Annotated in this window: 17 protein-coding genes; 8 read left to right on the forward strand and 9 right to left on the reverse strand. The window is 70.4% G+C overall.

Features of this window, described 5'->3' with window-relative positions; genetic code table 11:
- The first annotated feature begins 199 nt into the window (after positions 1-199).
- On the forward strand, positions 200-493 hold the full coding sequence (locus tag OEY_RS0108680; RefSeq protein WP_010593493.1) for an ANTAR domain-containing protein: 294 nt from the start codon (positions 200-202) through the stop codon (positions 491-493).
- Here the strand turns inward: OEY_RS0108680 and OEY_RS0108685 are convergent, their stop codons facing one another.
- Positions 494-2104, reverse strand: coding sequence for a hypothetical protein (locus OEY_RS0108685; RefSeq protein ID WP_010593494.1), 1611 nt, complete (start codon positions 2102-2104; stop codon positions 494-496). It abuts the gene before it with no gap.
- A 94-nt stretch (positions 2105-2198) separates the two neighbouring features.
- On the opposite strand from OEY_RS0108685, the gene OEY_RS0108690 reads away from it, so the two are divergent.
- Positions 2199-2522, forward strand: a complete 324-nt coding sequence (locus tag OEY_RS0108690; protein WP_010593495.1) for a hypothetical protein — start codon at positions 2199-2201, stop codon at positions 2520-2522.
- A gap of 112 nt (positions 2523-2634) precedes the next feature.
- Here OEY_RS0108690 and OEY_RS0108695 read toward each other — a convergent pair whose 3' ends face one another.
- Both OEY_RS0108695 and OEY_RS0108700 read right to left on the reverse strand, forming a co-directional pair.
- Complete coding sequence (locus OEY_RS0108695) at positions 2635-3543, reverse strand: alpha/beta fold hydrolase (protein WP_371851044.1); 909 nt, start codon at positions 3541-3543, stop codon at positions 2635-2637.
- A 79-nt stretch (positions 3544-3622) separates the two neighbouring features.
- Positions 3623-3943, reverse strand: a complete 321-nt coding sequence (locus tag OEY_RS0108700; RefSeq protein ID WP_029539958.1) for a helix-turn-helix transcriptional regulator — start codon at positions 3941-3943, stop codon at positions 3623-3625.
- A gap of 218 nt (positions 3944-4161) precedes the next feature.
- Here OEY_RS0108700 and OEY_RS0108705 point away from each other — a divergent pair, with 218 nt between their 5' ends.
- Positions 4162-5226 carry a TerC family protein gene (locus tag OEY_RS0108705; protein WP_010593498.1) on the forward strand — a complete coding sequence of 355 codons (1065 nt, stop codon included), beginning with the start codon at positions 4162-4164 and terminating at the stop codon, positions 5224-5226.
- On the opposite strand, the gene OEY_RS0108710 is transcribed toward OEY_RS0108705, so the two are convergent.
- Complete coding sequence (locus OEY_RS0108710) at positions 5210-5827, reverse strand: TetR/AcrR family transcriptional regulator (protein WP_010593499.1); 618 nt, start codon at positions 5825-5827, stop codon at positions 5210-5212. The genes OEY_RS0108705 and OEY_RS0108710 overlap by 17 nt on opposite strands.
- Before the next feature lie 92 nt (positions 5828-5919).
- On the opposite strand from OEY_RS0108710, the gene OEY_RS0108715 reads away from it, so the two are divergent.
- Positions 5920-7269, forward strand: coding sequence for a cytochrome P450 (locus tag OEY_RS0108715; protein WP_010593500.1), 1350 nt, complete (start codon positions 5920-5922; stop codon positions 7267-7269).
- Between the two features lie 13 nt (positions 7270-7282).
- On the opposite strand, the gene OEY_RS0108720 is transcribed toward OEY_RS0108715, so the two are convergent.
- Together OEY_RS0108720 and OEY_RS0108725 are read right to left on the reverse strand one after the other, a co-directional pair.
- A complete protein-coding gene (locus OEY_RS0108720) occupies positions 7283-8500 on the reverse strand; it encodes an NAD(P)/FAD-dependent oxidoreductase (protein ID WP_010593501.1) in 1218 nt (405 codons plus the stop codon).
- Positions 8501-8751: 251 nt separating this feature from the next.
- Entirely contained in the window at positions 8752-10860 is a 2109-nt protein-coding gene (locus OEY_RS0108725) for a thiamine pyrophosphate-dependent enzyme (RefSeq protein ID WP_029539959.1), read from the reverse strand.
- Between the two features lie 128 nt (positions 10861-10988).
- On the opposite strand from OEY_RS0108725, the gene OEY_RS0108730 reads away from it, so the two are divergent.
- Positions 10989-11963 (forward strand): HAAS signaling domain-containing protein, encoded by a 975-nt coding sequence (locus OEY_RS0108730; protein WP_010593503.1) that lies wholly within the window; start codon positions 10989-10991, stop codon positions 11961-11963.
- A 6-nt stretch (positions 11964-11969) separates the two neighbouring features.
- Here the strand turns inward: OEY_RS0108730 and OEY_RS0108735 are convergent, their stop codons facing one another.
- The gene (locus tag OEY_RS0108735) at positions 11970-12701 is read right to left on the reverse strand and encodes an HNH endonuclease family protein (RefSeq protein ID WP_010593504.1); all 732 of its coding nucleotides are present in this window, start codon (positions 12699-12701) and stop codon (positions 11970-11972) included.
- Positions 12701-13723, reverse strand: coding sequence for a beta-ketoacyl-ACP synthase III (locus OEY_RS0108740; RefSeq protein ID WP_010593505.1), 1023 nt, complete (start codon positions 13721-13723; stop codon positions 12701-12703). The genes OEY_RS0108735 and OEY_RS0108740 overlap by 1 nt, the downstream gene beginning before the upstream one ends.
- A gap of 262 nt (positions 13724-13985) precedes the next feature.
- Between OEY_RS0108740 and OEY_RS0108745 the strand changes: the two genes are divergently transcribed.
- The 3 genes from OEY_RS0108745 to OEY_RS0108755 all read left to right on the forward strand — a co-directional run bounded on the left by OEY_RS0108745 (position 13986) and on the right by OEY_RS0108755 (position 17620).
- On the forward strand, positions 13986-15044 hold the full coding sequence (locus OEY_RS0108745; protein ID WP_225222666.1) for a DUF4185 domain-containing protein: 1059 nt from the start codon (positions 13986-13988) through the stop codon (positions 15042-15044).
- Positions 15045-15074: 30 nt separating this feature from the next.
- Positions 15075-15683, forward strand: a complete 609-nt coding sequence (locus OEY_RS0108750) for a class I SAM-dependent methyltransferase (protein WP_010593507.1) — start codon at positions 15075-15077, stop codon at positions 15681-15683.
- Positions 15684-15784: 101 nt separating this feature from the next.
- Positions 15785-17620 (forward strand): acyl-CoA dehydrogenase, encoded by a 1836-nt coding sequence (locus OEY_RS0108755; protein WP_010593508.1) that lies wholly within the window; start codon positions 15785-15787, stop codon positions 17618-17620.
- A gap of 116 nt (positions 17621-17736) precedes the next feature.
- Here OEY_RS0108755 and OEY_RS28225 read toward each other — a convergent pair.
- Positions 17737-19737 (reverse strand): VanW family protein (locus OEY_RS28225; RefSeq protein ID WP_443216039.1); only part of this gene is annotated, 2001 nt, incomplete at its 5' end.

The raw sequence follows: 19737 nt of genomic DNA on the forward strand, positions 1-19737 counted from the left end.
GGACATCGAAGACGGAACACCCGCGGACGCGGCGTCGCCTCACCGGGCTGTGCTGGGTAAACACGGGTACGGTGGACACGACGGCACAGTCCTCGTACTGTGACGGAGGACACAAGACCGGGTAGCTGCCGAACCGGCGGGGTACCCGCACTACAACGAGTTGACACACGCCCAGTGGCGACACCTCAGAGGCGGACAATTGACGATCGAAGCACACCGTGACATCCCCGCGGTACGACGCCTGACGGCACTCGACACCGCGCAGACCCTTCTCCGCTCCGCACGGGGCCGCTCCTACAGCGAAGACCAGGCGTTCGACGAACTGCTCGACGCCTCGATGCGCTTCCACGTCGACATCGTCGACCTGTGCGAAGCCCTCACCGACCTGACCACCACCTCCGACACCGTCCCGGCACACCGGCGCGCCCACACCGTCGCGACCGACCTGTGGGGTGCGCTGATCGACCGGAGTGCCACCACCGTCGAGAACTGATCACCGGACGCGGAAGCTGAGCGTGCGACGGACGAGGTCACCGACCTCGTCCGCCCACGCGAGAATGCCGAGCGTCGAGTCGATGTTCCCCGGTGGCGTCCGCACGAGGGTGTCCCTGCGGATCAACCGCTCGAAGTCCACCGTCACCGGATCGGGGCGCACGCCACCGTTGGCATGGTGGAACCGCACCCCCGCGCGACGCATCACGTTGACCAGTTCCTGCGCGAGGATCCCGTTCGCCACCGACGTCGGGTGCACACCGTCGAGGGAGAACAGCCCGCCCGCGGCCCGGCCGCCCCGGCCGTCGGCCGTCAGGAACCGCGAATCGGGCACGGGGTCGAGCGCGGCGAGCGCGGGCGGGAGCGGGTAGGGGGTCCACCACGCCGGACGGGCACCGACATCCGTGACGAAGCGCCGGGACGCGAGGCGCTCGAGCAGACCGGCCACGTCCAGCAGATACCAGTCCCGTGCCGGGCCGTGCGCACCGGCGCGGGCGTCGGCGACCGCCTGCTCGATGTGCTCGTTGTAGAGATCGATCGCGACGTCCACCGAGTACGCGCCTGCGCCCGTGATGTGCTCGTCCTGGGCCGGGTCGAACCGGGACTCCTCGATCCACGGCCGGGTGTAGTAGGGGAAGTAGGGCGAACCCGGTTCCATCTTGTGGCCGAGCCCCTTGGCGATCGGGGCGATGGTGACGTGGGGAATCGTGCACCATACGACGTGCCGCGCCCGGATCGCCGCCACCCGATCGACCACCTCCGCGAACTCGGCCGCGAAGTGCTCGGGCCGCCAGATGGTGTAGGCGTCCTTCGCGGTGAGGTCGCGGAAGTCCGGGCCGCTCCAGGTGATACGCAGGTCCGTCACCGTTCCGAGCGCGTTGTTGGAGCCGAGGAACACGACCAGCGTCTCGATTCCGGCTTCCGTCGTGTCGTCGTGGTCGTCGCCCAGGGCCGCGGCCGCGTCGAACACCGTCATCGCCTTCGCCTCGTCGCTCCAGCGCGGATACACCCGCAACGCGGCCCGCTCGCCGTTGTTCTGCACGATCTGGTCGAGCAGGTCGTCCTTCGGCGTGGCGATCGCCGCCTCGCACGTCGCGGCGGTCTTGCTCAGGGCGTCGCGCAGGTCCCAGCCGAAGCAGGACAGGTTGTGCCGATACGTCGCGGGCAGCGGCGCGTCCCGACCGGGCCCGCGCTCCCAGTAGTCCTCCACCTCGTCCATCAGCGCACGCACGGCGAACAGCGCGAGGGGCGTCTCCCACACGTTCACCGAGGACCCGAAGCGTCGCTCCAGGTCGCGCAGAAGCAGTTCGATGTTGAGCGGCAACCCGCCCGGACCGGCGTAGCGGGGGTAGCGGAACCGGCGCAGCCAGCCGAGTTCGTAGGCGACGATCGCGGGCACCGAGACGTCGGTGTGGAAGACGGCGCCGCTCTGGAACCCCTGCAGCACCGAATCCCCGATCGCGACGAGCCGGTGCGGTGGGACACCACGGGCGTCGACCTGCACGTCCCGTCCGAGCGCGGGATCCGACACCGGCACCCGGGGGGCGGACGCCGCGCGCACCCGCACGTCCTCGGGCGTGCCGTCCGGGAGATCCATCGGAGTCACCGGCATGTCGTCCTCCCCGGGCCGCAGCTGCGCCTGCTCCGAGCGTGAGCCGCGCGGGGTGGGTTGTCAACGGCACGGCCGGCGGCCAATCCTGTAGGGCATGGCCACCGACGAGGACTTCGCGCACACCGACGAGGCGGCCCGCAACCGTCGGGAGAAGGCGATCGTCCTCGCCCGGTTCGCCTGGGATCGCGGGATCACCGCGGAGGAGTTGCTGGCCCTGAGCGAGGACGTGCGCCGGAAGCTGGCACGGGCGGCGGGGGCGCATCCGCCGCGCACGATGGAGACGTGGACGCTGGTCGCGCGGCTGCTCGACGAGAAGTCGGCATGGGCCGCGCAGCATCCCGACCATCCCGCGGCCTCCCCCACCGCCACGGATGAGAAGATCATGTGGGTGAAGAAGCCACCCCGCCGGTGGCTGTGATCGGCACGCGGGATCCGCACCCGCCGTGCGCACCCGCTCGCGGTGGCGACCGAATGTGACACGCGTTCGATGTGATCGAACGGGTGTGACATTCGGTCGCCACGGCAGCAGCTCAGCGGTCGGCGTCGTCCCAGATCCGCAGGACGGTCGAGAGGATGTCCTCGGACACGCCGAGACCGCCGAGGTGGCTCTCTCCCGGCAGGTGGTGGAACTGGGCGTCGGGGAGCCGGCCCACCACGTGGAGGCCGTGTTCCATGGGGACGATGTGGTCGGTGTCGCCGTGCCACCACCGGACCGGCACCTTGACGTCCTCGAGGCGGAAGCCCCAGTCCCGGGTGAACACCACGACGTCGGCGAAGGGGGCGGCCATCTGCTTGCGGCTGCCGTTGAGCAGATCGTCGAGGAACATCGCCTTGAACTCGGGGCGGGCCAGCAACTGCCGGTCGGCCTCGGGCGAGAGCCGGCCGTACAGGTCGATGATCGGCGACGCGAACGGGCGCACGACCCGGATGATCGAGGTCACGCCCATGCCGATGGGGACGCCCGCGACGGCGAGCAGCGGCGCGACCATTGTGCCGAGCCGCATCAGGCCGCTGCTGATCGCGTCGGGGCCGACGACGGGTGCGACACCCCCGAGTACCCCGGCGGCCATGACCCGCTCGGGCATCGCGTGCGCCGCGGCGAGGGTGTAGGGCCCGCCGCCGGAGAGCCCGACGACCGCCATCCGGTCCACCCCCAGGGTGTCCGCGACGATCCGCAGGTCGTCCGCGAAGGCGAGGACGTTCTCGTAGCGGTGCGGGCTCGACGAGCCGATGCCGGGGCGGTCGAGGCCGATGAGCCGGACGTGCTCACGCTCGGCGTAGCGGCGAGCCTCGACGGGGATCTGCCGGCGTGCCCCGGGGGTGCCGTGCAGCCAGAACACGGCTCGGCCCTGGGCCGATCCGAACTCGGCGAAGCCGATCCGGCGGCTGCCCCCGACCGCGACGGTGCCTTCCAGCTTGGGACGTTCGACGTCGATCATGAGCGCCAGCATGCCACGTGACGGCGGCCACACAAGGCAGGTGTCCGTGACGGCGCGTGCCGGACATCTTCCCGGCCGCTCAGCGCAGCGCGTCGATCAGTTCGCCGACGGTGTGCGCGGATTCGAGCGGATGCCGCAGCCGCCCCTCCGGATTCAGCGAGTAGGTGTTGCGGCGGCCCACCCGGGTGCGGGTGAGGTACCCGCCGTCGACCAGATCCGCGAGGATCGTCTGCACGGAGCGCTCGGTGATCCCGATCCGTTGCGCGAGTTCGCGGACGGTGGGTTGTCCGCCCCGCGCGACACACAGCAGCACGTGCGCATGGTTGGTCAGGAACGTCCAGCCCCGGGCGCGGTCCTCGCCGGCGGCGGATGACGAGCGGGCGGAGGAGGTCACCTGCACACCATAGGGCACCACGGTTTCCGGTATTGCTCTTCACTTCCGCATCCCGCCCCCTTGACAATTAACCGGAAACACTCTTCACTAATCTAAGTTCGCGAAAGGGAGTATCCCTCCGCGCTTCGTCGTCAACTCGGGAGCCGTCCGCCGGCTCTCCGGCGGAGCGGGCTCACCGGAGCCGGGAAAGACTTTCGGCCGTTCGAGGCTGAAAGGTGGTCCTGATGACCGTTCCGTTGTGGTTGTGGGCGGCGGTACTCGCCGCGATCGTGGCGATGCTGGCCGTGGATCTGTTCGCGCACCGGCGTGCTCACGTGATCGGTGTGCGCGAGGCCGCAGGCTGGTCGGTGTTCTGGGTCGCTACCGGCGTCGGATTCGGCGCGCTGATCTGGTGGCAGTACGGCTCGGAGTTCGGCCAGCAGTACTTCTCCGGCTACCTGATCGAGAAGTCGCTCGCCGTCGACAACGTCTTCGTCTGGGCGATCATCCTGACGTACTTCGCCGTGCCGCGCGAGTACCAGCACCGGGTCCTGTTCCTCGGCGTGCTCGGCGCCCTGGTGTTCCGGGGTCTGTTCATCGCGGCGGGATCGGTGCTGATCGCGAGCTTCGGCTGGATTCTCTACCTGTTCGCGGCGTTCCTGCTCTACACCGGCTACCGGATGATCCGGCAGCGCGACGAGCACCTCGATCCCGAGAAGTCCCGGGCGCTACGGCTGTTCCGCCGCCACGTGCCGATGACCGACGCCTACCACGGACAGAAGTTCCTCGTCCGTCGCGGGGGTGCGCTGCTGGCCACCCCACTGCTTGCGGTACTCGTCCTCATCGAGATCACCGACATCGTCTTCGCGGTCGACTCGATCCCCGCGATCTTCGCCGTCACGGACGAACCGTTCCTCGTCTTCACCGCCAACGCATTCGCGGTGCTCGGACTGCGGGCGATGTACTTCCTGCTCGCAGACCTGATCCACCGCTTCGTGTACCTGAAGATCGGGCTGGCTCTGGTGCTGGTGTGGGTGGGCATCAAGATGCTGCTCAAGATCGACGTGTTCTACATTCCGACGCCGATCTCGCTGGCCGTCGTCGCCACGATCCTGACCGTATCGATCGTCGCCAGCCTGCGCGCCACCCGCGGCCAGGGCCGTCGCGGCCTCGAAGCGCCCACGACGCCGCCGTTCCGGGTGGCCACGGCCGAGGAGACCGCGGCGCTCGAGCCCGTGTGGCGGCTGCCGGGTGCCCGGCGGCGCGCGGAGCGGACCGAGCGCGACGACAGCCTCAGCGGTGAGCGGTGAACACGTACTGGCGGGTCGCGGACTCGACGATCTGATCGGGGGTCACGTCGATCTCCCCGCCGAGCCAGGCGGTCGTGAGCTCGGCGAGACCCCCGACGAACAGGAGCGCGGCGATCTGATCGTGGGGCGGCTGCAGGGCGCGGTCGCCCCACAGTTCGCGGGATTCCACGGCGACGAGGCCGGCGAACTGGCGCAGCAGTTCCCGGCGGCGGACGCGCACGGGCTCGGACCCGGTGGACTCGACGACGGCGACCCGGCCCTTGCGGGGATCGTCGGTCAGGACCGCGACGAACGCGGCGATGGCGGCGCGGGCCCGCTCCTCCGGTCCGCGCTCGGATTCGGCGAGTGCGGCCAGCGCGCGCTCCCGGATCTCGTCGGCGATCCGCTCGACGACGCACACGAGCAGCTCGTCCCGGCCGGAGAAACTCTCGTAGAAGTACCGTTCGGTGAGCCCGGCCTCCTGGCAGATCGCGGTCATGGTGGCACGGTCGCCACCGTCGCGGCCGAACACCGTCAGACCGGCCTCGAGCAACTGCTCGCGGCGGTCGGCGGTGCGCTGCTCGGCGCTCTTTCCGCGGTACTGACGACTGGGCCGGTCCATAGTCGAATCTTGACAGATCACGGCCTGTGATCCACGCTACAGTCAATTGACAGAGCTTCATGTCAGATACGGTCCGACGAATCGGAGACCCCATGACGAAAGTGCTCGCACCCTCCCCGCCCGGTCTGACCGCCGTTCCCGGGGACGCCGGCCTGCCGTACGTCGGGTACGCCCTCGACTACATGCGCAACCCGCTGAGGGCCTACGACCGGCGCTACCGCGAACACGGGCCGGTGTCCTGGTTCCGGTTCGCGGGCCGGCCCTGGGTGGTGCTGCTCGGCCCCGACGCCTGCGGCGCCGCGCTGCAGAACCGCGACCGGGCACTCGCGAACGGTCCGGGCTGGCGCACCCTCATCGGCCCGTTCTTCGATCGCGGCCTGATGCTGCTCGACGGCGACGAGCACCGCACGCACCGCCGGATCATGCAACAGGCCTTCACCCGGGACCGCCTCGCCCGGTACACGGACTCGATGCAGCCCGCGATCGCCCGGGCCCTCGACTCGTGGACGCCGAGCGAGGACTTCCGCGCCTACCCGGCGCTCAAGGAACTCACGCTCGGGCTCGCCACCTCGATCTTCATGGGCGGCGCCGAGGGCTCGTCGGCCACGGAGATGGCCGAGGTGAACAAGGCCTTCATCGGGTGCGTGCAGGCGGCCACCGCGATCGTGCGCTACCCCCTGCCCGGAACCCGCTGGCGCCGTGGCGTGGTGGGCCGTCGCCGGCTCGAGGAGTTCTTCCGGCGCTACCTGCCGGCGCGTCGCGCCGGCGACGGCGACGACCTGTTCACCGCACTGTGTCACGTGGAATCGGAGGACGGCGAACGGTTCTCGGACGAGGACGTCGTCAACCACATGATCTTCCTGATGATGGCCGCGCACGACACCTCGACGATCACGCTGTCCACCGTGCTGCAATACCTCGGTCAGTTCCCCCAGTGGCAGCAACTGTGCCGGGAGGAGTCGCAGGCGCTCGGCACGACGACCCCGACCCTGACGGACCTCGAATCGCTCACCAGCCTGGACCTGGTGATCAAGGAATGCCAGCGGCTCGTGACGCCGGTGCCCGGCATCGTCCGGTACACCACCGCCGACACCGACATCCTCGGCCACTTCGTGCCGCGCGGCACCCTGATCAACGTCGGGCTGCACTACAGCCACCACATGGCCGAGTTGTGGCCGGAGCCGGAGAAGTTCGATCCCGGCCGCTTCTCCCCGGAACGCCGCGAGGACCGAGTGCACAAGTTCGCGTGGACGCCGTTCGGCGCCGGAGAGCACCGTTGCCTGGGCATGTACTTCTCCGGCGCCGAGATCAAGACGGTGCTGCACCACCTGCTGCTCGGGTACAGCTGGCATGTGCCGTCCGATTACGTTGCCCCACTGAACTTCACGTCGCTGCCGTACCCGTCCGACGGGCAGCCGATCGCGCTGCGCCGCCTGCGGTGACGCAGACTGGGGGTCAGACGCGGCCCTTGACCATTCCGTGCCAGTACATCGCCGGCAGGCCGTAGCGCTTGAGCAGCCACATGTCGCGGCGATCCTTGGTGGTGTCGATGACCGGAATGCTCGGGGACGGCTCGAGCTCGTAGTCGAACTCCGCGAGCATCATCTTGTCCCGGGCGGTGACGAACGGGCAGGACGAGTACCCGTCGTAGCTCTTGCGCTTGCCGACCCCGCGCATCTCGGCGACCAGGTTGGCGACGAGGACGGGCGCCTGCTTGCGGACGGCGGCGCCGGTCTTCGACGTCGGCAGGTCCGCGACGTCGCCGAGCGCGAACACGTTGGGGTACCGGCGGTGCTGAAGCGTGTGCTTGTCGACCTCGACGTACCCGAAGGGGCTCGCCGGGTTGGCGAGCGGGCTCGCCGCGACCCAGCCGGGCGCGCGCTGCGGAGGCACGGCGTGGAGCATGTCGAACCCGACGATCTCCTCGTCTCCGGTGGCGTTGTTCACGATCGTCGCCTTGCGCGACGCCCCGTCGAGCGCGGTCATCTCCGAGCTCAGGCGCACCTCGATGCCGTACCGCGCGGCGACCCCCTCGAGGGTCCGCCGCCAGGACGGGATGCCGAACATCGAGTCACCGGGCAGGACGAGGATGACGCGGATCCCGTCCAGCAGGCCCTGCCGCCGCCAGTAGTCGGAGGCGATGTAGGCGATCTTCTGCGGCGCGCCGGCGCACTTGATCGGTCCCGCCGGCTGCGTGAAGATCGCCGTGCCGGAGCGCATGTTGCGGATCAGCTCCCACGTGTAGGGGGCGTACCGCGGGGAGTAGTTGCTCGAGACGGCACCGTGCCCGACGGCGTCGGCGAGGCCCGGCACACCGTCCCAGTCGAGGTGCAGTCCGGTGGCGAGCACCAGATAGTCGTAGCCGACGACGGTCCCGCGGTCGGTCGTGACGGTCTGCGCGTCGGGGTCGACGGCGGTCGCGGCGGCCCGGATCCACCGGACGCCCTTGGGGATCAGCTTCTCCTCGGCTCGGCGGGTCTCGTCCAGCGACGCCTGGCCTCCGCCGACGAGGGTCCACAGGGGCTGGTACCAGTGCTCGTCGGAGGGCTCGATCACCGCGATGTCGGTGACGCCGGCCCGGCGCAGGCGCGCAGCGGTCGCGATTCCGGCCGTGCCACCTCCGACGACGAGTACTCGATGTCGCGCGGCACCGTTGCCTGAATGGAGCGACATGTGAACAGTCCTTTCCGTCCGTGACGCAGGCGCGGACGCGGGCTGGGCCTCCACGCCCCTAGATACCCGGTGGGGTATTCACCGACGACTGTAGGCGCGCGGCGTCGGCTCTTCAAGTACCCCGGCGGGTATTTCCGCCCGCTGAAGGTCCCTGCTTTCCGGGACCTTCGTCCCGGCCGGGCGGACCACGGCCCACCGACCGGAGCCCACCGACCGGGGCCCACCGACCGGGGCCCACCGATTGGGCGCCGCTACTCGGCGGCCGCGCTGACGACGTCGTCCTCGGACAGCAGCACCTCGGCCGCCGCCGGGCCGAGCGGCACGAAACTGTCCCGGCTGGTGACCCGCGAGATCCGGCCCCGGTAGCCCGCGTCCACCAGCGCGGTGACCACCGCCTCCGACACCCCGCCGCTGCGCCGCGTCTCGTCCACCACCAGCACGCGCGGGAAGGACTGTGCGCACGCGAGGAGTTCCGCCAGCGGCAGCGGGGCCAGCCACTGCAGGTCCAGCACCGCGGCCTGCACACCGCGCGCCGACAGCCGACGAGCCGCACGCAGGCTCATCCGGACGCCGTTGCCGAACGTCACGAGCAGCACGTCCTCGCCCGTGCCGTACACCCGCACCGAACCGGGCTGTACCGCAACGGAATCGGGCGGCTCACGCCACAGCCCGTCGCCCTCGTCGTACAGGTCGCGTTCGTGGTACAGCGCGATCGGCTCGAGAAACACGCACACCCGGCCCTCGCTGCGCGCGAGGTGCACGCAACTGCGCAGCAGTGCCCCGGCGACCGACGGGCGGCTCGGCACCGCGAGCACCAGACCGGGGATGTCGCGCAGCACCGCGACGGAGTTGTCGTTGTGGAAGTGCCCACCGAACCCCCGTTGGTAGGCGAGGCCGGCGATGCGCACCACCATCGGGTTGCGGAAGCGGCCGTCGGAGAAGAACATCAGGCTCGCCGCCTCGCCGCGCAACTGGTCCTCGGCGTTGTGCAGGTAGGCCAGGTACTGGATCTCCGGAATCGGCAGCAGGCCCGTCACCGCGAATCCCAGTGCCGTGCCGAGGATCGTCTGCTCGTCGAGGACGGTATCGAAGACGCGCCGCGGCCCGAATCGGCGGAGCAGGCCACGCGTGAGGCCGTACACCCCGCCCTTCTCGGCCACGTCCTCCCCGAACACGAACGATTCCGGGATCTCGTCGAGAATTCCGGCGAGCGCGCCGTTCACGGCCTGGGCGAGCGTGCAGGGCTCCGTCGTCGCGGGCTCCGGCCCGTCCGGAACCCGGCGCCGGCCGTGCATGTGCAGCGGCCGCATCACCTCGGCGGCCGACCCCAGCCGGGGGGCATCCGCGACGGCGTCCACCTCCGCGGCGACGACGGCGCGCACCGCCTCGTATCGTTCGAGCACCTGTGCGGGGGTGAGCGTTCCGTGGTCGACGAGGACACGTGCGGTGGCCAGCAACGGATCCTGGGCGTAGTCGGCGGCGATCTCCTCGCGGCTGCGGTACGCGGTCTCGGCGTCGGAGCCGGCGTGGCCGAGGAACCGTACCGCCCTCAGATGCAGCACGGCCGGTGCGCGTGCGGTCCGGACGGCGACGAGCAGGTCCGCGACGGCCGCGAGCACCCCGACCGGGTCCGCGCCGTCGGCCGCGCGGTAGCTCACCCCCGGGTACGACGAGAGGGCCCGTTCCGTCCAGCCCTCCGGCGTGCGGACACTGATGCCGAGCCCGTTGTCCTCGCACACGAACAGCAGCGGCAGCGGCAGGCCCCGGTACGCGCAGTAGGCAGCCGCATTGAGCGCACCGACCGCGGTGGAATGGTTGGCGGAGGCGTCCCCGAAGCTGCACAGCACCACCGAATCCGCGGGCCACGGGCACTGCAGGCCCAACCGGGACGCGCGGGCGAGGGCGAACGCCGCCCCCACCGCGCGCGGCAGATGGGACGCGATCGTCGAGGTCTGCGGGAGGATGTTCAACTCGGCGTTGCCGAACACCTTGTGCCGGCCGCCGGAGATCGGATCGAGCGTCGAGGCGGCGCACCCGGCGAGCACGTCCCGCACCGGCGTCGTGCCCGGCACCTGGGCCGCCCGCGCGGCGTAGAAGGCACCCGACCGGTAATGCAGCAGCGCCGGATCGGTGACCCGCGACAGCAGCCCCAGCGCGGCGTTCGCCTCGTGGCCGGACGAACCGATGGTGTAGAACCCGGCACCGCGTCGCTGCATCTCGCGGGCCGCGAAGTCGAGGTGACGGGACTGCAGTTGCGCGTCGAAGTACCGCAGCACCGGTTCGTTCGACGCCTGCCCGGCCCCGGCGCTCCAGCCGCGGACGGTGGCGGTGAAGTACTCGTCGAGCGGCTCGGCCGTCATCGCGCTGCCCCACACCCTCGCAGGTCCTGCCCAATACTGTGTACCGGCACAGTACCGCCCGGCCCCGGGCGGCGCGGGTCGTCGCGCCGGCCGCTCGCGGGCCGGCACCGAACGAAAGGAACACCGGGATGTCCACCCGCCTCACCGACGGGGAACTCGTCGAGCGGTACCTGCACGCCGTCCTCGTCCACCTGCCCCGGTCCCGGCGCGCCGAGGTGGCCGCCGACCTGCGCCGTCGCCTCGAGGACGCCGGTGCCGAGCACGAGACGCGTGCGGTGCTCGCCGACCTGGGGTCCCCGGAGGATCTCGCCCGCACCTACCGGGGCGCGCCGCGGCACCTGATCGGCCCGAGGTTCTACGACACCTATCTGCGGGTGCTGTGGCCCGTCGTCGGCGTGGTGGCGGCGGTGCTCGGCGGTCTGACCCTGCTCGCCGCCCTGACCGAGGCCACCGACCCCGCGGCCGCGCCCCTCGACGGCGCCGACGTCGTGTGGGACGCGATCGATGCGGCCCTGACCGGCGGTGTGTACGCCGCCTTCTGGGTGACCGTCGTGTTCGCGGTGATCGAACGCACCGCGCCCGCCGGCACGGATCTCGGGCGGTGGGATCCGGACGATCTGCCCGCGGTGCCGCACGGCCGGGAGATCCCGGTCGGGGAGGCGGTCGCGGAACTGGTGTTCGCGGTGGTCGTGCTGATCGGCGTGGCCGGCCTGTCCCCGTCGCTGGCGCCGTCGTTCTTCGGTGCCGGGTACGAGGCGCTCGACCCCAGTTTCACCGACCGGCTGGTGCCCGCGATGGTGGCCGTCGCGGTGCTGTGGGTGGTCTCGGCGAGCGTCGCGCTGGCCGTGCGCAGCTGGACGACGGTCGTCACCGCACTGTCGGTGGTCTCCGACCTGCTCGCCGTCGCGGTGGCCACGGCCGTGCTCGTGCACCGGCCGTACTTCTCCCCGCAGTTCCTGTCCGACCTGCGCGAGCGCGCGGGCTCGGACCTGACGGCTCAGCTGAACCTCGCCGTCGGCATCGTGTGCATCGTGGTGATCGTCGCCTCGGCGGTCGGGGTGGTGACGGCGGTCCGCAAGCACGTCGCGCACCGCCGCGCCTGAGACCGGTCAGCAGGTGGCCAGGACGCCGGCCATCGCATCCTTCTCGTCCGGCGTGATCCACAGTCCGTACTCGGCCTTCACCTCGATCTGCCGGGAGACGTAGGTGCAGCGGTACTCGGGGTTGGGGGGCAGCCACTGCGCCGCGTCCTTGTCGCCCTTGCCCTGGTTCGTCGGTCCGTCGACGGCAAGGAGGTTCCGGGGATCGTTCGCGAGATTCTTGCGGGCCTGTGCGTCGAGCAGGCGCGCACCCTTCTCCCACGCGTCCGACAGGGCGACGACGTGATCGATCTGCACCGCCGACGACGTGTCCACCCCGCGCCGGAAGTAGATCTCCCGGCCCGTGTACGGGTCGTACAGGGTTCCCGCCTCGACGGTGCACTCCTTCGTCACCGGTGCCAGCTTGATGTTCACCAGATCCCGCTTCAGGACGTCGTTGCGGGTGTCGCAGCCGTTGCGCCCGCCCGCGACGGTCACGTCGTCGGTCCACGCCGGCCCGAACAGCGCACGGTCGTACCCGCCGGAGGGGTCCGGTTCCCGCACGGCGAGGCTCTTCAGCAGTTCGACCGCCTCGGCGGCGGCGGCCGACGACGGGGCCGGGACGGGCGCCGACGTGGACCCGCCGGGACCCGCCTCGTCGCCGCCGTACGTCTGCTGGAGGACGACGAAGGCGACGAAGGCGAGCACGTAGGCGAGCAACCACAACCAGCGACGACGACCGGTCGAGTTCGCCGCGGCCACTACTGCGCGAGCTGCGGCATCTTCACGACCTGCCCCGCGTAGGACAGTCCGGCGCCGAAGGCGAGCAGCAGGGCGAGCCCGCCGGGCCGGACCTGGCCGGTGCGCAGCATCTTCTCCATCGCGAGGGGGATGGACGCGGCGGAGGTGTTGCCCGTTTCGATGATGTCGTCGGCGACGGCCACCGTCTCCGGCAGGTCGAGCTGCCGGACGATGACGTCGTTGATGCGCAGGTTGGCCTGGTGCGGCACGAACGCGTCGAGGGCGGCGAGTTCGACACCGGCCTTGTCGGCGACCTGGCGGGCGATCTTCCCCATCTCGAAGGCAGCCCAGCGGAACACCGCGGTGCCCTCCATGATGATCCAGGGCCGCTTCTGATCGGGGTTGTCCGCGAAGCTCACCCAGTCCGGTTCCTGGCGGATGGCGTCGGCCTGGGAGCCGTCCGACCCCCACACGGTGGGACCGATACCCACCTCGTCGGACGGGCCGACGACCACGGCACCGGCGCCGTCGCCGAAGATGAACCGCACCGAGCGGTCGGTGGGTTCGGTGGTGTCGCTCATGCGCTCGACGCCGACGACGACCACGTAGTCCTCGGTCCCGGTGCGCACCATGTCGGACGCCACGCCGAGCGCGTAGCAGAACCCGGCGCACCCGGCCGAGATGTCGAGAGCGGCCGCGCCCCCGGTGCCCAGGGCGTGCGCGACCAGCGCCGCGGACTGCGGCGTCTGATTCGGGTAGGTCGAGGTGGCCACGATGACGGCACCGACACGATCACCGGTGATGTCGGCGGCCTCGAGCGCCTTGCGGGCCGACGCGATCGCCATGTCCACCACCGACTCCTCGGGGTGCGGCTTCGCGAAGCGCCGTTCCTTGATGCCGGACCGCGACTGGATCCACTCGTCGCTCGAGTCGATCTGCTGGCAGATCTCGTCGTTGGTCACGACCCGCTCGGGGCGGTGCACGCCCAGCCCGAGCAGTGCGGTGTTCCGCAGCGGGGCGGGACCGGCGATCTGTGCACCCATCAGGCGAATCTCCTCTGCTTCGTGCACTGCTCGTCAGTGCATCGCGTCCCTGACACGGTAACGCGCGCGCGAATCGTAGCGGAGCCCACCCGTCGGCCCGGGCCTCGTGCGAGTACCGCCAGGACACGCCGACGGACACCGAAGGACGTGTGACGGTTGTCACTCGCTGTTACCGTCTGTGGCCGTGCACACACGTAATGGGGGTTACCGACGTGCCTCGTTCCGAGTCGGGGTCACCGCACTGACCTGTGCGGTCGTCGCCCTGGTCCCGTTCGCGGGCACCTCCGCGGCGAACCCGAACGCGATCAATCCCATCCCGGGCCTCAACGGGGTCAACGGCCTGCCGGAGTTGCGCGGCCGCACCCAGGTGGTGGCACAGCAGACCGGGATGCTCAGCACCAACCGCACCCAGGATCTGAACGTCCTGGGCACCGACCTGGGCGTGATGTGGGACAACGGGCGCGGCCAGGTGCTGACCGCGTTCGGTGACACCGCGGGCCTCGGCGTGCCCAATCTGCTGTCGGGCAGTATCTGGGCCTGGCGCAGCAGTTCCCTGTTCCGCAGCTCGGACCGCCACCTCGCCGACGGGATGACGTTCGACAGCGCGGCCCGCGACTTCTTCGGCCAGGCCAAGGAACTCGTCCCGAGCCCGAAGATCCCGTTCGTGGAGATCAGCCGGATCCCCACCGCGGGGATCGCCGTCGGCGACACCCAGTTCCTGAGCCTGATGTCGGTGAAGAACTGGGGGCCGGCCGGTTCGTGGGAGACCAACTTCTCCGGCCTGGCCTTCTCCCACGACAACGGGGAGAACTGGACGGTGGCGCCGCAGACCGAGCGGCCGAACGCCGACGGGAACCGGAACTTCCAGATGGGTGCCTTCGTCCGGCACGGCGGGTTCGTCTATCAGTACGGCACCCCGCCCGGTCGTGGCGGGCCGGTGCACCTGGCGCGGGTACCGGAACAGCAGATCCTCGACCTCGCGGCGTACGAGTACTGGGACGGCGGCGCGTGGGTCCGCGACGTGAACGCGGCGCGCCCGGTGATGACGGGTGGTGCGGCGGAACTGTCGGTGCAGTGGAACGACCACCTCGGGCAGTTCGTCCTGCTGACCACCGACGCGCACAACTCCGTCGTGCTGCGCCGGGCACCGTCGCCGACAGGGCCGTGGAGCGCGCCGGAGGTCGTCCTCGACACCCGCGAACTGCCGACGGCGTACGGCGCGTACATCCACCCGTGGTCGTCGGGCCCGGACCTGTACTTCCTCACGACCGTGCACCAGAACTACAACGTGCTCCTGCTGCGCACCACGCTCCACCCCTGACCCGCGCGGCGTCCGGGCTACCGTGCGTCCATGGACGCACGGGAGTGGGATGCGCGGTACGCGAAGAGCGAGACGGTGTGGGGGGTGCCGCCGAACCCGGTGCTCGTCGAGTTCGCGACGTCGCTGCCGCACGGCCGGGCTCTGGATCTGGGCTGCGGCGAGGGCCGGCACTCGCTCTGGCTGGCCACGCGCGGCTGGGAGGTGACCGGACTCGACTTCTCCCGCGTGGCGGTGGACAAGGCCCGGGCGATCGCGGCGCAGGCGCCACGGCGGGTGCGCGAACGCCTGACGTACGAGTGCGCCGACGTGACCGGGGCCACTTTCGAGGCTCGATATGATCTCGTCCTCTCGGCCTATCTCCATTTCCCTCCACCACAGCGACAGGCATTGATCGACAATGCGATCGCGGCCCTGAAACCTGATGGAATCCTCATATTTCTGGGCCACGATTCGCTCAATCCCACCGAGGGTGCCGGCGGTCCCCGGGATCCCGAAATCCTCTACACCCCAGCAGATGTCGTCGCGGAAATCGATGGCCGACTGCAAATCCGGACCGCCGAACGAAGAATGCGGGAAACGGACGCCGGAATGGCGATCGATGCGTTGGTGGTGGCCCACAAACCAACTCTTGGCAGTTAGTTGCCCGACGGGTAACATAGGCGGATGTTACCGACGAGTAATAACTTGGGCGGTACTCGAACACAGCTTGACCGCACCATCTCACTGGGAGTAGCGCAGACATGGGCCATTACAAGAGCAACCTCCGGGATCTGGAGTTCAACCTCTTCGAGGTGCTGAGGATTCAGACGCTCCTCGAGGCCGGGCAGTTCGGCGACCTCGACGAGGAGACCTCTCGTGGCATCCTGGCCGAGGTGAAGACCCTCACCGAGGGCCCGGCGGCGGAGTCCTTCGCCGAGACCGACCGCACCCCTCCGGTCTTCGACCCCGAGACCCACTCGGTCTCGCTGCCCGAGGGCTTCAAGAAGGCGTTCAACTCCTGGTACGAGGCCGGCTACTGGTCCATGGGCCTCGAGGAGGAGATCGGCGGAACGCCCGCACCGCGCGCCCTGAGCTGGGCCGTCAACGAGATGATGCTCGGCGCCCAGCCGGCCGCCTTCATGTACGCCGCCGGCCCCTCCTTCGCCGGTGTGCTCCACGCCAACGGCACCGACGAGCAGAAGCAGTGGGCCGCGACCATCGTCGAACGCGGCTGGGGCGCCACCATGGTGCTGACCGAGCCCGACGCCGGCTCCGATGTCGGCGCCGGCCGCACCAAGGCGATCAAGCAGGACGACGGCACCTGGCACATCGAGGGCGTCAAGCGGTTCATCACCTCGGCCGACTCCGACGACCTGTTCGAGAACATCTTCCACCTCGTCCTCGCCCGCCCGGAAGGCGCCGGCCCCGGCACCAAAGGCCTCTCGCTCTTCTTCGTCCCGAAGTTCCACTTCGACTTCGAGAAGAACGAGATGGGTGAGCGCAACGGCGTGTTCGTCACCAACGTCGAGCACAAGATGGGCCTGAAGGCGTCCGCCACCTGCGAGCTCACCTTCGGCGGGCACGGCGTCCCGGCCAAGGGCTGGCTCGTCGGCGAGGTCCACAACGGCATCGCCCAGATGTTCGACGTCATCGAGCACGCTCGCATGATGGTGGGCACCAAGGCCATCGCGACGCTGTCGACCGGTTACCTCAACGCCCTGGCCTACGCCAAGGAGCGCGTGCAGGGCGCCGACCTGACCCAGATGACCGACAAGACCGCCCCCCGGGTCACCATCACCCACCACCCGGACGTGCGACGCTCGCTGGCCATGCAGAAGGCCTACGCCGAGGGTCTGCGCGCGGTTTACCTCTACACCGCCGCGCATCAGGACGACGTCGTCGCCGAGCAGATCTCCGGTGCCGACCACGAGCTGGCGCACCGCGTCAACGATCTGCTGCTGCCGATCGTCAAGGGTGTGGGCTCCGAGCGCGCCTACCAGTACCTGACGGACTCGCTGCAGACGTTCGGCGGCTCGGGCTTCCTGCAGGACTACCCGATCGAGCAGTACATCCGCGACGCGAAGATCGACTCCCTCTACGAGGGCACCACCGCGATCCAGGCGCAGGACTTCTTCTTCCGCAAGATCGCGCGTGACCGCGGCGTCGCCCTGGCACACGTGACCGGCCAGATCCAGAAGTTCCTCGCCTCCGACAGCGCCGACGAGCGCCTCAAGTCGGAGCGGGCCCTGCTGGCCACCGCGCTCGAGGACGTCCAGGCCATGACCGCCACCCTGACCGGCTTCCTCATGGGCGCCCAGGAACAGCCCACCGAGCTGTACAAGGTGGGCCTGGGCTCGGTGCGGTTCCTGCTGGCCGTCGGTGACCTGCTCATCGGCTGGCGGCTGCTCGAGCAGGCCGAGATCGCCCTCGCGGCCCTCGACGCCGGCCCGGATTCCAAGGACAAGGCGTTCTACGAAGGCAAGGTCGCCGTCGCCGGCTTCTTCGCCAAGAACGTCCTGCCCGAGCTGACCGCCGTGCGCAGCATCGTCGCCAACGTCGACCTCGACCTCATGGAGCTCGACGAAGCGGCCTTCTGAGCCGGCGCTCGGGCGGAACCGAGTACGTAGACAGAAGCCGAGTACGTAGACAGAAGCACTGTGCCCTCCCGTCGCACGACGGGAGGGCACAGTGCTGTGTGCACGGACTGCCGCGGCTACTCCGTATCGGCCGCAGTCGGCGATGCCGCCGCGGGCGCCGCGGCAGGAACTTCCTCCGCCTCGTCCGCGCCGCTCGGCGCGGGCTGCGGGGTCGTCGTCACGGCCGGGCGCGCGCCGGCAGGTTCCTCCGCGCCACCGCCGGGCGTCTCCGCCTCACCGGGCGCCGGCTGCGACGGTGCGGCCGGCGCCGACTCCCGCTCGGGCTCCGGCTCGGCGCTGACGCAGCGCACCACGGGCACCGGGTCGTAGCGGACCGTGCGGGTGGTGCTCGAGATCTGCCGGCCGCTGGCCGCGTCGGTGATGATGCGGGTGTCGCTCACCGTGAACCCCTGCGCACCGCTCGACGGGATGCATCCCGGCCCGGCCGGCAGGGTGATCGTGTTCGGTGCCGTGAAGTTGGTGCGGGAACCGGTCACGGACTCGACGTCGACGGTCTTGGTGCCCCAGATCCGCACCGTGATGTCCGACGACGTGCCGATCGCCTGGATCAGCACCCCGGTGTCGGAGGGATTGCGGAACTTCAGGTCGATCGCGCCCTCGTAGACCGTCGCTTCCCGGGCCGCCGGGTACCGCGAGATGTAATAGCTGTGCTCGGTGTGTTCGACGTCCTCCATACCGGCGAAGTACGTCGCGTTGTACAGGGTGGTCGCGAGCTGGCTGATGCCGCCGCCCACGGCCTTGGACGGGCGCCCGTTGTTGATGATCCCGGACTCGACATACCCCTGCGCCGCGCCGCGCGGGCCCGTGTAGCCGTTGAGCGAGAACGTCTCCCCCGGCTTCACCAGCGCACCGTTGATCTCCGACGCCGCCAGGCGGATGTTCACACCCGACGCGTACTCGAAGCCCCCGGTGGTGAACTCACCGATCACCTCGCGGATGCCCAGCTTCTCGGCGGCCTCCGTGGTCAGCGCCGGCTCGGCCGGCTTGTACACGGCGTCGGTCACCCGCTCGCCCGGCGCGGCCAGCAGCTGCGGCAGCGACTCGAGACTCACCGGCCAGTCGACGAGCTCGCCGGCGACCGACGGGATCACCGTCGGGCCGCCGCCTTCGAGCACGATCCGGGCGTCCTTCGGCTCGACCTCGGTCGCCGCCAGTTGCGGCCGGAGGATCTCCGTCGCGGCCTCGATCCCGTACTGCGGGGACAGGCCCCCGTTGCCGTCCGGCACGAAGGTCAGCACGGCGCCGATCCGGTCGCTGGGCAGGGTCGCGACGGCCCCGTCCCGTCCGCGCACCGTCACGTCGCCGGCGACGGCCGGATCCGCGACCTCCCGCAGTGCGCGCTCGAGTCCCTCGGGCGTGACCGTCACGTCGACCGTCTCGACCGGGAACTCGACGTCGCCGAACGCCCACCGCTCGGCGAACAGGTCTGCGGAGGCCTCCGCATCGAGGGTCTGCCCGGGCAGCGGCGCCACCGGCACCGGCGTTGCGCCGTCGAACACGAGGTTGCCCTCGCGGGGTGCACGGTCGGCGACCGCACGCACGCCGCCGATCGCGGCCGACAGCGCGGCGTCGTCGCGGGTGGACACGACACCGATCTCGTCACCGCCACCGAAGAACGACGTCACGCGGGTTATCGGATCGAGCGGCTGCGATCCGATGCGGTCGAGGGTGTGCTCCCAGTCGACGTCCAGACCGGCCTGCGCCGGCACGATCTGCGCGGTCACGTCGCCCGCGGTGACGGTGACGGGCTCGTCTGTGCGCGGGCCGAGTTCGGCCCGCAGGATCTGCTCGGCTTCCGGAACCGACCGTCCGCCGATCTCGATGCCGGCAACGGTGACGCCGCGCGGAACGTTCCCCGAGGAGACGACGAGGTCACCGACATAGAGGGCCGCGAGCACGGCGAACACTCCACCGGCGACGAGGGCGATGCGGCGCCAGGGCGGACCGCTGTCGCCCCCGGGTCCGGTCGGCGCCGGCTCCTCGGGTGTGGGCCCGGCGGGCGGGGGCCCGGCGGGCGGGGGTCCGGCGGGCGGGGGTCCGGCAGGCGGGGGTCCGGC

Origin of the sequence: Rhodococcus sp. P14 (genome assembly GCF_000256505.1) — a bacterium.
In the GTDB taxonomy this organism is placed as follows: domain Bacteria; phylum Actinomycetota; class Actinomycetes; order Mycobacteriales; family Mycobacteriaceae; genus Rhodococcus; species Rhodococcus ruber.

Bases quoted from the DNA above. Each gene is read 5' to 3' on its own strand.
- OEY_RS0108685 (WP_010593494.1), bottom strand. From the start codon at position 2,104: ATGCCGGTGACTCCGATGGATCTCCCGGACGGCACGCCCGAGGACGTG.
- OEY_RS0108690 (WP_010593495.1), top strand. From the start codon at position 2,199: ATGGCCACCGACGAGGACTTCGCGCACACCGACGAGGCGGCCCGCAAC.
- OEY_RS0108695 (WP_371851044.1), bottom strand. From the start codon at position 3,543: ATGATCGACGTCGAACGTCCCAAGCTGGAAGGCACCGTCGCGGTCGGG.
- OEY_RS0108705 (WP_010593498.1), top strand. From the start codon at position 4,162: ATGACCGTTCCGTTGTGGTTGTGGGCGGCGGTACTCGCCGCGATCGTG.
- OEY_RS0108710 (WP_010593499.1), bottom strand. From the start codon at position 5,827: ATGGACCGGCCCAGTCGTCAGTACCGCGGAAAGAGCGCCGAGCAGCGC.
- OEY_RS0108715 (WP_010593500.1), top strand. From the start codon at position 5,920: ATGACGAAAGTGCTCGCACCCTCCCCGCCCGGTCTGACCGCCGTTCCC.
- OEY_RS0108720 (WP_010593501.1), bottom strand. From the start codon at position 8,500: ATGTCGCTCCATTCAGGCAACGGTGCCGCGCGACATCGAGTACTCGTC.
- OEY_RS0108725 (WP_029539959.1), bottom strand. From the start codon at position 10,860: ATGACGGCCGAGCCGCTCGACGAGTACTTCACCGCCACCGTCCGCGGC.
- OEY_RS0108730 (WP_010593503.1), top strand. From the start codon at position 10,989: ATGTCCACCCGCCTCACCGACGGGGAACTCGTCGAGCGGTACCTGCAC.
- OEY_RS0108740 (WP_010593505.1), bottom strand. From the start codon at position 13,723: ATGGGTGCACAGATCGCCGGTCCCGCCCCGCTGCGGAACACCGCACTG.
- OEY_RS0108750 (WP_010593507.1), top strand. From the start codon at position 15,075: ATGGACGCACGGGAGTGGGATGCGCGGTACGCGAAGAGCGAGACGGTG.
- OEY_RS0108755 (WP_010593508.1), top strand. From the start codon at position 15,785: ATGGGCCATTACAAGAGCAACCTCCGGGATCTGGAGTTCAACCTCTTC.